We start from the raw sequence: 12,519 nt of genomic DNA on the forward strand, positions 1-12,519 counted from the left end.
GGCCTGATCTATGTAAAGCAGATTAACGAGCTTGGTCAGCTGTACGGAATTTGTTAGCAATAGCTGTAAGTTCAGCGCTGATGCTGTTCAGCGTTTGAACGAATGATTGCATTTGTTTGCTAGCTTCTTGGAACTCCTGGAAGAAGCGTTGTTTTGTCATACCTTCCCATTGTCCTTCCATGCTTGTGATGGATTGAGTCAATGTAGATACGATTTGCTGACTTTGCTCACCGCTTTGTTTAAATTGGTTAGAAACTTGATCAAGCTGCTCTGGGGTAACTAAAATACGTCCTGCCATTGGTAAATTCCTCCTTGGTTTGTGCAATTAATTTTTTACTTGTTCAAATTGTACTATACCAGGATCAATCGGACAAAAGCCGAAGGACCTACTCCTATTTACCCCATTTTCAGCACTTGAAACTTCTCCTAACAGCCTATTTACAAAAAAATTCACTTTCTGCTGTCCATTTATTCTCCCTGATCAGGAGACCACAGGCTCGGTTCCTCTTCTACCGCGAAAGGAAGGATCTGTGAATCTCCATGCTACCGGCTCAGGCTGCATGGCCTGCACCAGTGTAGCGGGGGAGCCATCAGGCGGCGCGGCATCCTGCACACGGTATACGGCCGCCATTGCGGAAAGGGGATCGGATACTACAGCTACAGTTGCAGAATGTGCAGGCATGATTTCTCCTGTACGGTTGTTCTGAAGAACATTCAGCATATTGACCGCATTACCATAGGCTGTGTTCACATGACTCAGCACGGAACGATACTCCATGTCTGCCTGCTGGAATAACAACGCTTTGCGTCCCAGCTGTACGCTCAAGTCCATCAAACGACGGAGCGCATCCTCGCCCAGTCGTTTACTGTGATTCCATTCACTCATCACCGCTGCGCGGGATTCAACCTCCCACTCCAGCGAATGAATCGCCTGATCCAACACTGTCATCTTTTGCTGTATTTGCTCCGCTGCATACTGAATCTGCCTGCTCAGTGCCCGAAGCACATCCGGTTCCACACGAATGCGCATTTACCATCACCTTTCCTCTTCCCCTGCAGGCTGTTTAAGCCAGTCCAGCAGCATCTCGTGAAACTGTTCTCTAGTCGTCAGTGCTGCAACAAGCCAATCATCTGAAGCGGCGGTGCTCATCCGGAACAACCAGTTGGATACCGCACTTGCAGCAAATGCTGCCGACTGCGACTTCCACCCGTCTTCATTCCATACAAGCAACCGAAGCTCCCCATCTGACTCCTTACCCACCAGACAGCGTGCCAGCGCAAGTGACCCCTCAGGATCACTTGTCTCCTGTGCGAGTTCATCTGCTACGGTCTCTACCTTGCTGTTTTCCAGTTCATTCATAACATCATAAAACTTTTTCTTGGAGCACATTAATGCCGGTTTCTCCGCAGGAGAATGGCCGCTCCATTTCATCCGCTGAATCAGGACATCAATGGCCTCACGAACACTTCCCAGATCGTTAAGCCGGAACGAGTCTGGTACATCGTCAACACGGGAAACTTCAACGACCCGCTCATCCGTGCAATGGATATAACTCTCATATGACTTGCCGTTGATCGTGTAGCGAATCCAGCAAGCTCTGTCGGACAATCCGGCAATGGCTACTCTGGAGAAAACGGTCGGTGTCATGATCAGCTCATCCGTCTCCTGATCCTGAATCAGATATCCTTTGTCAAGCAGGGAGGTCTTGACACGCTCCCACTCCATCGCGATATCCTCCGCCATATAGCCTCGAAACGGATCTTCCACACCAAGCAGTCGGTCTGAACCGAGAATACCGGCCAGGAAAAAAAGTTCTTTTGTTTGCAACGTGACTACCTTTTGCTTAGAATCATGAACCGTCAACATTATGAGCCACCTCCCCTCAAACTACAACATGCCATCGGTCACGAATTTCAGAAATCCAATCGGTCATTTTCCAGCTGTCATCACATGAAACTGCACCTTTAACCCTGGAATATTTACGTTTTACATAATAACCTTGACCTGGAGGCAGTACCTTCAGCCCAGCTGAACTACCTCCGGATTCGGAATAAGGTATACGGAAGAACGAGAGATCGTTAGGGTCTAAAGTCCCGAATAGCATTCCGCTCTGGGAAGCCTTCACATCCGTTACCCAGTCAGAACCAAAGGTCGGGAAGTCTGCGGGTACCCCTGACAGAATGACATGAACACCGCGATCCCTTCCTTGACGAACAATCGCTCCCAATTGATCTTTTACATTAAAATCGTTTAGCTGCTTGGACAAGGTGTCCGCATCATCGATGACGAGCACAAGTTCCGGTCCACCGGAAGTCTCGCCTCTTTTCAGAACTTCATCGTACAACTGTTGAATCACAGGTGCAAGCTGTTCTTCTCGCGATACGTGTCCACGGACATGGGGCAAACTGCTGATTTCTCCCAGCCCACCTGCACCATAACGCATATCTACCGTGTATATTTGCACATCTTCCGGAGAAGCATGATAAGCCAGTGATAACATCCAGGTTAACAAAAATGTCGTTTTGCCGCCTTCCATCGGACTCGTTACCATGAAATGCGGGCCTTCACGAAGATTAAGCTGGAACGGTTCCAGATCGTCCGTAAGCAGCCCTACAGGTACAGTTACAGACGAAGTATCCCAAGCCTGACCATATGTTCCTGTCCGAATGAGTAGATCCTTGAGTCTGATCTCTTCCGGAAGGGGAGCAATCTGTGGTGCTTCTTCCCCTGTCCAGCCTTGGCGAATCTCAGCGATCGTCCGGCGCAGTGCCGAGGAACGCTTGCCCTCATCTGCTCCAGCAGAAGGTAATGCCGCCTGGAACATCAACGGTGGCACCTGCCCTTTAACCAGACCTCTACCTGGCGGAAGTTGGTTTGGTGCCTTGGAGGGTCTTCCCACGGCATAATAATAATCACTTGGATCGGATAATTCAAATGAAACTGCATTAGGAATATTGCTTCTGAATTTCTCAAATACATCCGTTACCCGATTGGCAGTTAGCACAAATGTGATGCCTAGACTGCCGCCTTCACGCAGGATCGTCTCCAGAAGTTCATTTTCTTCCGGGTAGGCATTACGGAATGAAAGATAACCGTCGATAACCACCACAATCTGCGGGACGGCCGCATGAGCTGTCCGACGGTAGGCCGAAATCGTTTTAACGCCCGCCTCCGAGATGATATCTTTGCGTTGTGCTAACAGCTTGAGAATATAGCGGAATAACCGTTTGATTCGGTCTTCCTCCTCAGCCATCATCACGCCACCGATCTGAGGAAGTGCTGCAAAATCCTTCATCATGCGTCCCATATCGATAATGTAACCATGCCAAGGTTCAGTTCTGTGGGAACGTGCCAAGGACATCAACAAGGTCTGAACAAATGATGTTTTTCCGAGTCCCGGCATGCCGTAAACGACCAGATGGCCTTGATCCACAGGCAATGCAAGCGGCTGCTGGCGTTGATTAGGGAGGTCATCCAGCAATCCAACCAGTGGTTTCAGACCACTCGCGCCGCCATCAAGCAGCACATCGCGATTCTCTTCTTCCTGCCAGTCCTGAAGACCTTCCCATTCCAGTGTCTCTGGTAAAGGTGGCAACCACGGTCCTGGCAAACGACGGATACCTGCATCTGCTGCAGCCTTCGCTACATAGTCAATAAAGACCTGGAGCTGTTTCGGAACATCTTCCCCTTTAAGAACGGCTCTCCGCTCTCCGGTTAGCAGGGGTTCCCGCTTACCGTTCAGGCGCACTTCCATAACAGGCAATACAGTCGTTGCGTCCTCCTGCTGGTTATACGGCGCACCACTCCAGGCGAATTGCATCTCTTCAAATACTTCATCACTACCGACCTGGAAATATCCACGCCCCGGCTTCGTAATCCAGGCAGCATTTGGAATCTTGATCATGTCCCTGCTATCTCCCTCACTCTGTACGCGTAGGCAGATCCGGAAGCGAGAATTACTCCATATTTTATCATCCACAACGCCAGCTGGCTTTTGGGTAGCCAGGATTAGATGGACCCCAAGTGTCCGTCCAATGGCCGCTATACTGATCAATTCATCCATGAACTCCGGCTGGTCCCGCTTCAATTGAGCAAACTCATCAATGATAATGACCAGATGCGGAAGTGGTTGCTCATGTCTGGAACGCAGAATCTTGTAATATTCATCAATGTGCTGGAGGTTTCCCGCATCATTTAATATTTTTTGCCTTCTGACCAGTTCGGCACGAAGGGAAATATTCGCCCGCTCAATCAGATTTCCATCCAGATTGGTGATCGTACCCACTACATGTGGCAGATCAACAAATGTATTGGACATCCCGCCACCTTTGTAGTCAATCAACATGAACGCCAGATCATGTGGATGAAATTCAGCAGCCAGTGAGGCTACGATGGACTGAATGACCTCACTTTTACCTGAACCGGTTGTACCCGCAATCAGACCATGGGGGCCATGACCCTGACGTTCGATTTTATCATGCAGGTTAAGAGCAATTTTTTTCCCACCAGCTCTTACGCCCATAGGTACGGGAAGTGTGTCAGGATATCTCGTCTGTCCCCACCTGGACACCACATCCAGATCCTCCACACGTGATGTGCTCAGCATATCGAATAACGGGAGCAGTTGCGGGATATCCGAAGCAGATGAACGCTTCAAACGAATCGGTGACATATATCGGGAAAGTGCCTCTGCCATCTCCTTCGAGATTACATCAGGCTTGTACGTTTGCTGAATAACATCCGCATCTTCGGTTTTTTTGATATACACACCTTTGCCCTTGGAGGCTTCCATAATCAATTGACAGTGCATTGGAAGAGATTCCTTGCGATTAGCCAGTATAATGGTGCATACATCGATCTCCTGCGCCGACTCCAATAGTAGCGGAAGTAGCGGTTCTTCTTCAATCAATTGTGTATCGGAGAGAATCACAACGTAACACGGCGTTTGCACGCTTTTCTTGTAACGCTCTTCCTTATTGTTACGGCGCCGGTTCAACACGGAAAACAAGCTGTCCGCCAATTGATGCGCACCGCTGTGCCTGTCGGCCATATAGCGTTGTCCCTGGTCTTCATCCCAGATATGAGGCATCCAGCGAAGCCAATCCCATTCTTTGTTGTCTTTCTCTTCATAGAATGCAGCAAGCTTGAGTTCATCCGGTGAATGCCGTACCGTCAGTTGTGAGATAATGACTCGCAGGGAAGCGAGAACCTCATCCCGATCACCGACCAGCCCCATAACTTTCGATTGAAACAGTGGCAATGTGATGGAAGCATCCGGTACCGTCTGGAATTCGGCCGCAAGTTCATGGGCAGCCTCGATGAGCTCATCCTTTTCGTAGCCATCAATCCGTGGAACCTGAAGCTTGATTCGGAATGGAATCTCTCCCGTACCGATACGCACTTGAAGGAAATCATCGTCCTCCGGTGAACGTTCCCACAAGGAACTGTTCCGATTCTTCACCACTTGAAGACACACACCCGGATCACCGTGAATCTCGTACAGACTCTTCACTTGCTCTGCCTGTGCTTCCTTCAGTTCTTCGCGGTGTTTGTCCAGTTGAGCAAGATACATGACTTTGCGTTCTTCCAATTTTTTGCGATATGATTTCTTGTTGCTCAGATACACGAAGAATGGAATGGTGTAAGAAGTAAGCATCATCATGACCGTCATCATCTGAAACATCATATAATTGCTGTTGCCCATTTTGCCGGTCATGTTGATATATACGTAGAAACCAATGCTGACCATGGTCATCATGATCGGCACAATAATGGATATCATGGAAAACGTGGGTTTGCTCGGTTCTGTTGGAGGCCTGAGTATTTCAAGCCCTTCTTCCTTGAGAACCGGTGTCATTCTTGGAGAACGCTGATATAACACATTCACGAAGAGAAGACCTCCTTTAGTTCGTTCAATAATGAATGTATACGTTCAAAAGCCCTATTTGTTGCTGTCGTGCTGAAACAATGAACGTCTTCCATATACAGGCGCTTCTTCTGAAGTCGTTGAAAATGCCCGCTGGACACGTACGCAACTGCCTTGCCGCAACCCGGTTTCCATTAACTGCTGCGTGTTCTGTGGAGAGAACCACAGACCTTCCGGGAACTTTGCTTCAAGGATGTACTGAATGCCGTCTCCCGGTGCCTGTCCGAAAATACGAACGCCGAGTAATGTCTTCAAATGTTCAATGGTACACTCGTCCGGAACCTCAATATCGAACCATTCGCCTTCCTCGCGGCCAGAATACACGGTAAGAATCATCCGAATCCCTCCCATGGTCTCATATGTAAATTGTCCTAATGTCAGATTAAATCAAAAAAAAAGAGAATGAATCGTTATACCAACCCTATTTTCTTACATAAACACCCTGTTTGCAATGTACCTCCTGTAATTTTGTTACATATGACCCACGTATATATTAAAATATCGTACATTCGACTCAGAACTTTCGTGGCAGTTATGCATTTAAATATTGCGAGGATGCGAAACTTTTTGTTTTTGTTCCATTTAAATGGGAAATAACTTCAGTTTTTCAGGACTTTTATTACTTCGCCCACAATCTAATTGTGAACACTTTTCAAACATTACCCACCTTTATGTTTTCATAAGCTGATTTTAAGGTAATTTTAAGCATTGGAATTTAATATTAGCTGTATGAAATAACTCCCGTGAGGTGATTTCAAGTGAGAACCCTAATAACCTTTCAAAACAAATCAATCCCTGTATATTTTAATCAAGAAAACAAACAACCGATGCAGAAGACATTAAGATTGCTTAGCAGTGCTCTTGAGCATAAAATTAGCAACGGTAAACGCGCCATTCAAAAATGTCTGCATTCTTTGATTAGTATTGAGATTGTTAACGGAGAAGCTATTCTCCACAGTCGAAGTGAAAATGACTCCCTTGCTTTATCGTTATATTAAAAGGAGTTCATCAAGTTACATTCATTATAAGACATGAAAAAGGAAGCTGTCGCTAAAGACAAGCTTCCTTTTTTGTGTATACACGTTAACCGCAGATTGGGATCCATATTAGTCATCATTTAATGCAGTTTGCTTAGGACATAGGTGGCATCATGTTCTTCCGCAATCTCGGCTTTACGAATACGAATGACAAACAGCCGAACCAAATTGGCACGTGTATGTTCTTCCTGACAGGTATCCAGCTTCCTCAGAATAAAGCGGTCAATGGACATGAATTTCTGGGCCCCTTTTCCATTGGATTTACGGATCGGTTCTTCCGTGTATCCATAAATAACCAGATAAAGACAGCCCCAAACAGCTTTTTCGCCCTTAGGCTAAGCAGTATTTTTCTGAGGTGTAAAATCGTGCAAACAGCCTGTCCCTTCAGGCTGGAGACGGAATTTCGCATGAATTGTCGATCTTTAGGTGAACCGTTCTAACCCTCCACAATTAACCCTGCTAATTCAACTTTTTTCGACTTAATGTACTCCCGGATAGTCTCGATATTGGTGCTGAATGCTGATCCAGCGAGTACGTGTGAACTTCTCAATCGCCCAATCTCCGCCGAAGCGTCCAATTCCCGAAGCTTTCTCACCGCCAAACATCACATGCGCTTCATCGTTCACGGACTGATCATTCACATGCACCATGCCGGATTCGATCTGCTGGGCGACCTGATATCCTCGATTGAGGTCTTTGGTGAATACCGAACCACTGAGTCCATACGGGGTATCATTCGCCAGACGCACAGCTTCCTGCTCATCACTTGCCTTCATGATCACAGCCACTGGACCAAACAATTCCTGCTGCACAATATCTTGTTCAGGTTTGACATCCGCAAGTACAGTCGGTGATAACACACTGCCTTTGCTGGTCCCTCCGAGCAATAACTGTGCTCCTTCAGCTTTGGTTTTGTTCACAAGCTCCAGTAATCGCTCTACCTCTTTTTCCCGAATGAGAGGACCAACCAGTGTTTTGGCATCCGATGGATCACCTGACTGGATATTCTTCGTTTTGGCAACAAATGATTCAACGAACTTGTCGTAAATATCGGCATGTACAATGATGCGATTCAGAGCCATACAGATCTGTCCCTGATGCAGAAACTTGCCAAAGACCGCTGCTTCGGCAGCACGTTCAATGTCGGCATCTTCCAGCACAACCATGGCATTGTTACCACCCAGTTCCAGTGCCGTTTCTTTTAAATGTTCACCAGCCAATTTGCCAATTCCCTGTCCGACTTCCGTAGAACCCGTAAATGAGATCACTTTAGGAACCGGATGAGTGACAAAGTAATCCCCAATCTCGCTGCCACTTCCAGCAACCACATTCAGCACGCCCTCAGGCAGTCCCGCCTGTTCAAACAAATCGGCGATGAGCCAGCCTGCCGTAATCGGAGTGTCCGATGCCGGTTTAATAACCACACCATTACCAAGGGCTATTGCCGGAGCTACGGATCGCAGGCATAGATGCAAAGGGAAATTCCATGGTCCGATGACACCAATCACTCCCTTTGGCTCACGAACCACACGGTTCTCTTTACCAGTGGTGTTGGAAGGGATAATCTCCCCCTTCATCCGATAAGGAAATGAGGCTGCTTCGTCCACAATGCGTTTAGCCGCTGCGAACTCCGCCTCCGATTTGATTCGGGTACTCCCGGATTCCGTGATCAGCAGTTGAACGATCTCGTCTTTCCGCTCTGCCATCAGGGATGAAACTTTACGCAGTACCTCTTCCTTCACAGCAGGTAGAGACTTTGCCCATTCAATCGAATTTTCCTGAGCTGATTCATAAGCGTTATCTATGTCTTTCTTATTGGAAGAGCGCCATGTGGCAATAACTTCTCCCGTATAAGGGTTGATATTCTCCATTGTTTTCTCGCCGGAGCCATCTACCCATTGGCCATTAATATATTGTTTCGTCCATGTTGTATGTTCGGTGTCCATTAAAGTCATCTGAATACGCCTCCTGATCAAGATTGAATGTCACACCTGCAAAACAGTGTAATACATCATTAACCTTGTTCAGAATTACGCAAACGTGCAGACCTGAATTAACTCTTCCATTCCTTGGGCTTAAGGAAACAATACAATGCACCAATTCCGTCGCTCCCTACACGCCTTTCATCTTTCAGGCAGGCTCTTCTCTCCAAAGAGGCTCAAGTCTTCCCATCCGTAGCCAACTTCAATCAAATCTTGACCCCCGATGCGGATGGACTGTGTATGGACTGGAGAGCCTCCCATCTTTTCATAGAAGCGGCACGCTGAATTACGCTCCAAAGCCCATATGATCAACCTTTTCATATTATGGGTTCGCAGATGATTAACAACATGTGTAGCCAATTGCTGACCTATCCCCGTTTGTTGCATTTCCTTCAGCAAATATATGGCGTACAACTCTCCATCATAAGCTAATTTGCCTTCACGCTCCCTACCCCCACAGGCAAATCCGACAATGTTCCCATCATGCTGTTCAGCTACTACCAGGATCTGATCCTTTTCGTCAGAGCGAATCGTCTTTTCCCACTGGGACAATCTTGATTCTATAGTCAAATGATCCAAAAAATCGTCGGGCACAATTCCGCGATACGTTGTTTTCCAACTCTCTGTATGTACATGGGCTATTCCCTGTGCATCCCCTTCACGCGCCTGCCTGATCTGCATGGCTATCACTCGCTTTCTCTCGTAACTGCCGTAGCTTTACCATATTATATGTTCTTCTTTCTTTAATTCCAAATTCATCCACTTCAGTCCCTCTTATAGAGGTTGTTCAAAAATCCCGCTTTTGATTACAAAGGATGCCTAACGGCATCATCAGCATCGAATATGGAATCCCCGAAATGTCCGTTGCTCACGTAGTTTTCCCTACGCTCTGCTACTCCATTTCTAGCTTCATCCCATCTTCTCGGTACTGAAAACCAGTATTTTTGAACACGCACTTATAAAGTAAAATCCGGCCCTACGGCCGGATCGTTACTCTCGTGCCTACAGAAACCTTGGAAGACAGATCCAATACATCCGAGTTGTACATGCGTATACAACCATGGGAGACGGATTTGCCAATGGACCAAGGCTCATTGGTTCCGTGTATGCCATAATGGGGTGCAGACAGTCCCATCCACAACACGCCAAATGGCCCTCCTGGGTTGGATTGTTTGTTAATAATAGTGAACTCCCCGCTAGGAGTCTGCGTGAGCATCTTGCCGGTTGCCACTGGATAGCCCTTAATCACCTGGTTACCATCCAGAAGATATAACATGTGGTCGGATAGATCCACAATGATCCTGTAATCTGGCATAATGACATCCCTCCTGACCTATCTTATGCAAGATTAAGGATGTTGCCCGCCTGATTTCAGACTTCTTCCCACTCTTTCACACTACGGGAGTGTTTGGGTTTGCGACTACTGGCCGGTTTGCTGGAAGCTGTTCGCCTTCTTGTTGCTACCTCTTCTTTACGTTGTTGATATTGCAATTCCTTCTGCATTTTCAGATAATTGCTCAGCCGTTTTTCATCCAATGAGCCATCCTCTATGGCTTCCTTCACTGCACATCCAGCTTCCCGTGTATGACTGCAATCCAGAAATCTGCATGTAGCCGCGAGCTCTTCAATTTCTCCAAACGCATGCGAAAGTCCATCATTGCCTTCATCCCAGAGATTAAGCTCACGCATTCCCGGAGTATCAATCAATACCGCTCCCTGTGGAAGCACAAACATCTCCCGATGAGTTGTGGTATGTCTTCCACGGCTGTCTCCCTCACGGACGGATTGGGTAAGTTGTACATCCTCGCCCATCATCCAATTCACAAGCGTAGACTTACCGCTACCAGAAGAACCTGTCAGTGCAACAGTCAACCCTGGCTGTAGATATCTTTCAAGTAGAGACTTACCTTGGTCCTCTACAGCGGATATCGCCAGCACTTCGACGCCTGGAGCAATTCCCTCTACACTTCGGATCTGCTCTTCCACATTCGGGCACAGATCACTTTTGCTCAGAACAATGACCGGTCTTACGCCACCATTCCAAGCCATCATCACATATCTTTCGAGCCGTCGAAGATTGAAGTCATGATTAAGTGCAGCAACAATCAGCAATGTATCAACGTTTGCGGCGATTAATTGTTCCTTGGTCACCGGACCTGCGGCCTGTCTAGACACCCGGCTCTGGCGTGGCACCAGATTGTGAATAATTGCTTCTTCGCCTGACTGGCCCGTAATCGCCACCCAATCTCCAACTGCTGGCACCAAGCTGGTCTCCAGACTATCATGACGCATTCGGCCCGAAATTCTTCCCCAGCACTCGCCCTCTTCTGTGATCAAACGTTGCAGATGTCCATGGTCTGCGATAATTCTGGCTGGTTTGCTCTCCTGATCCTTCATCCCTGTCTCTTGCCATAGCTCCTGCCACTTTGCAGACCAGCCGTACTTCTCAATATGGTTATCTAAAATAAAAATTCCTCCCAAAATAAGTTATTTACTTCGTTCAAGCCGATTGAACATTAGTCTCCGGTTCCAGATCAAAACAAAAAAACCACGAGTATAAACACACCCGTGGCAATACGTAGTTATCCGAATGAAAGACTGCCCTTGTTATCGATATAACGGATAGAGCATTGATCATCCGCTACATTCAATTCAAGGAACACCCTTTATTGCAGACAAAAAAGCCACGGGTTCGTCACCCGTGGCTTCATCTGAGCATGCGATATTTTACGTTACCATTGGATATTACTATCCACCTAACGTAAAATTACATGCTTTGATCCGTTCCGGAGACGCTGTTCATATTCAAATTAACGTATACAGCATTTAAGTTTGTCATAAACAATCGCCTCCCTTGTAGAATTATCCATTATGTTACACACTGAGCTTTGCAGTTGTCAAGCCCAAACTATTTTTACCAGCCTACTCTATTTGACCTGATCCCAGCGCGTCCACATTTCCTTCGGATTCAATTCATAGATCTCCTCTTCCCGGTACATGAACTGATGCATGATGAATTCCCGCCGAATGGTCGCAAAATCCTCATGATACTGCTGTATAAATATATTAATCTCTTTCTCCGTGTACTTGCGACCGAATTCAAGCTGCTCCACCAGATGACCGAGTACTATCAGTTTTTTCTTGTATTGAGCCGGAATCTGACGCAATCGTCCATCTTTGGAGAAAAAATTTCTCATGACTGACGCTTTCAATGTTTCATTCACTTCACTCATATCCGTAACCTCCTCTCGCTTAAAGATAAAATCAACCGAAGCCTGTGCATTCTCGCGGATAAACGAAGGATTGAGTGTGAAATACACTGTATTTTTCTCCCGTCGTTCCTTAATCAGCGCCGCCTCTCTCAGCTTGGATGCATGATGTGTCACGGTTGGCTGTGACAGATTGAGCCGCTCGGCAAGTGCCTGCCCGTGCAGTTCACCCTGTGCCAATAACAGCAGCATGCGAAGCCGGGTCGGGTCAGCCAAAGCTTTATGATAAGCCACAATTTTCTCCAGCTGCATCATCGTTCATCTCGCTTTCGTTTAGATAAATATCTAATTCGATATTAGTCTA

At 47.0% G+C, this 12,519-nt stretch carries 12 protein-coding genes; 1 reads left to right on the top strand and 11 read right to left on the bottom strand.

The genetic code is table 11. The features are described from left to right. Positions 1-22: 22 nt before the first annotated feature. From WFI24_RS25755 to WFI24_RS25775, 5 genes are all read right to left on the bottom strand, one after another. Complete coding sequence (locus tag WFI24_RS25755; RefSeq protein WP_017689071.1) at positions 23-298, bottom strand: WXG100 family type VII secretion target; 276 nt, start codon at positions 296-298, stop codon at positions 23-25. Positions 299-481: 183 nt separating this feature from the next. Further along, positions 482-1,030, bottom strand: coding sequence for a WXG100 family type VII secretion target (locus WFI24_RS25760; RefSeq protein WP_145318696.1), 549 nt, complete (start codon positions 1,028-1,030; stop codon positions 482-484). 6 nt (positions 1,031-1,036) lie between these two features. Next, positions 1,037-1,867: a hypothetical protein gene (locus tag WFI24_RS25765; protein ID WP_336764880.1), complete on the bottom strand. Its 831-nt coding sequence runs from the start codon at positions 1,865-1,867 to the stop codon at positions 1,037-1,039. 16 nt (positions 1,868-1,883) lie between these two features. Beyond that, the gene (gene essC / locus WFI24_RS25770; protein WP_336764881.1) at positions 1,884-5,888 is read right to left on the bottom strand and encodes a type VII secretion protein EssC; all 4,005 of its coding nucleotides are present in this window, start codon (positions 5,886-5,888) and stop codon (positions 1,884-1,886) included. 54 nt (positions 5,889-5,942) lie between these two features. Then, positions 5,943-6,263, bottom strand: a complete 321-nt coding sequence (locus WFI24_RS25775) for a hypothetical protein (RefSeq protein WP_336764882.1) — start codon at positions 6,261-6,263, stop codon at positions 5,943-5,945. A gap of 422 nt (positions 6,264-6,685) precedes the next feature. On the opposite strand from WFI24_RS25775, the gene WFI24_RS25780 reads away from it, so the two are divergent. Beyond that, entirely contained in the window at positions 6,686-6,925 is a 240-nt protein-coding gene (locus WFI24_RS25780; RefSeq protein ID WP_074094612.1) for a hypothetical protein, read from the top strand. A gap of 119 nt (positions 6,926-7,044) precedes the next feature. Here WFI24_RS25780 and WFI24_RS25785 read toward each other — a convergent pair whose 3' ends face one another. The 6 genes from WFI24_RS25785 to WFI24_RS25810 all read right to left on the bottom strand — a co-directional run bounded on the left by WFI24_RS25785 (position 7,045) and on the right by WFI24_RS25810 (position 12,467). After that, positions 7,045-7,197, bottom strand: coding sequence for a hypothetical protein (locus tag WFI24_RS25785; protein WP_186327703.1), 153 nt, complete (start codon positions 7,195-7,197; stop codon positions 7,045-7,047). Positions 7,198-7,443: 246 nt separating this feature from the next. Then, positions 7,444-8,919: an aldehyde dehydrogenase family protein gene (locus WFI24_RS25790; protein ID WP_336764883.1), complete on the bottom strand. Its 1,476-nt coding sequence runs from the start codon at positions 8,917-8,919 to the stop codon at positions 7,444-7,446. Positions 8,920-9,087: 168 nt separating this feature from the next. Beyond that, positions 9,088-9,627: a GNAT family N-acetyltransferase gene (locus WFI24_RS25795; protein WP_145318710.1), complete on the bottom strand. Its 540-nt coding sequence runs from the start codon at positions 9,625-9,627 to the stop codon at positions 9,088-9,090. 295 nt (positions 9,628-9,922) lie between these two features. After that, the gene (locus tag WFI24_RS25800) at positions 9,923-10,261 is read right to left on the bottom strand and encodes a L,D-transpeptidase (RefSeq protein WP_062833875.1); all 339 of its coding nucleotides are present in this window, start codon (positions 10,259-10,261) and stop codon (positions 9,923-9,925) included. 56 nt (positions 10,262-10,317) lie between these two features. Beyond that, on the bottom strand, positions 10,318-11,427 hold the full coding sequence (gene rsgA / locus WFI24_RS25805; RefSeq protein WP_145321351.1) for a ribosome small subunit-dependent GTPase A: 1,110 nt from the start codon (positions 11,425-11,427) through the stop codon (positions 10,318-10,320). 446 nt (positions 11,428-11,873) lie between these two features. Beyond that, positions 11,874-12,467, bottom strand: coding sequence for a DUF2087 domain-containing protein (locus WFI24_RS25810; protein ID WP_336765003.1), 594 nt, complete (start codon positions 12,465-12,467; stop codon positions 11,874-11,876). Between the last annotated feature and the right edge of the window lie 52 nt (positions 12,468-12,519).

The organism is Paenibacillus sp. USHLN196, from assembly GCF_037144955.1.
GTDB classification, from domain to species: domain Bacteria; phylum Bacillota; class Bacilli; order Paenibacillales; family Paenibacillaceae; genus Paenibacillus; species Paenibacillus xylanexedens_C.

Excerpts from the sequence above, each read along its gene's own strand:
- WFI24_RS25755 (WP_017689071.1), bottom strand. The coding sequence starts at position 298 with ATGGCAGGACGTATTTTAGTTACCCCAGAGCAGCTTGATCAAGTTTCT.
- WFI24_RS25760 (WP_145318696.1), bottom strand. The coding sequence starts at position 1,030 with ATGCGCATTCGTGTGGAACCGGATGTGCTTCGGGCACTGAGCAGGCAG.
- WFI24_RS25765 (WP_336764880.1), bottom strand. The coding sequence starts at position 1,867 with ATGTTGACGGTTCATGATTCTAAGCAAAAGGTAGTCACGTTGCAAACA.
- WFI24_RS25775 (WP_336764882.1), bottom strand. The coding sequence starts at position 6,263 with ATGATTCTTACCGTGTATTCTGGCCGCGAGGAAGGCGAATGGTTCGAT.
- WFI24_RS25785 (WP_186327703.1), bottom strand. The coding sequence starts at position 7,197 with ATGTCCATTGACCGCTTTATTCTGAGGAAGCTGGATACCTGTCAGGAA.
- WFI24_RS25790 (WP_336764883.1), bottom strand. The coding sequence starts at position 8,919 with ATGACTTTAATGGACACCGAACATACAACATGGACGAAACAATATATT.
- WFI24_RS25795 (WP_145318710.1), bottom strand. The coding sequence starts at position 9,627 with ATGCAGATCAGGCAGGCGCGTGAAGGGGATGCACAGGGAATAGCCCAT.
- WFI24_RS25800 (WP_062833875.1), bottom strand. The coding sequence starts at position 10,261 with ATGCCAGATTACAGGATCATTGTGGATCTATCCGACCACATGTTATAT.
- WFI24_RS25810 (WP_336765003.1), bottom strand. The coding sequence starts at position 12,467 with ATGCAGCTGGAGAAAATTGTGGCTTATCATAAAGCTTTGGCTGACCCG.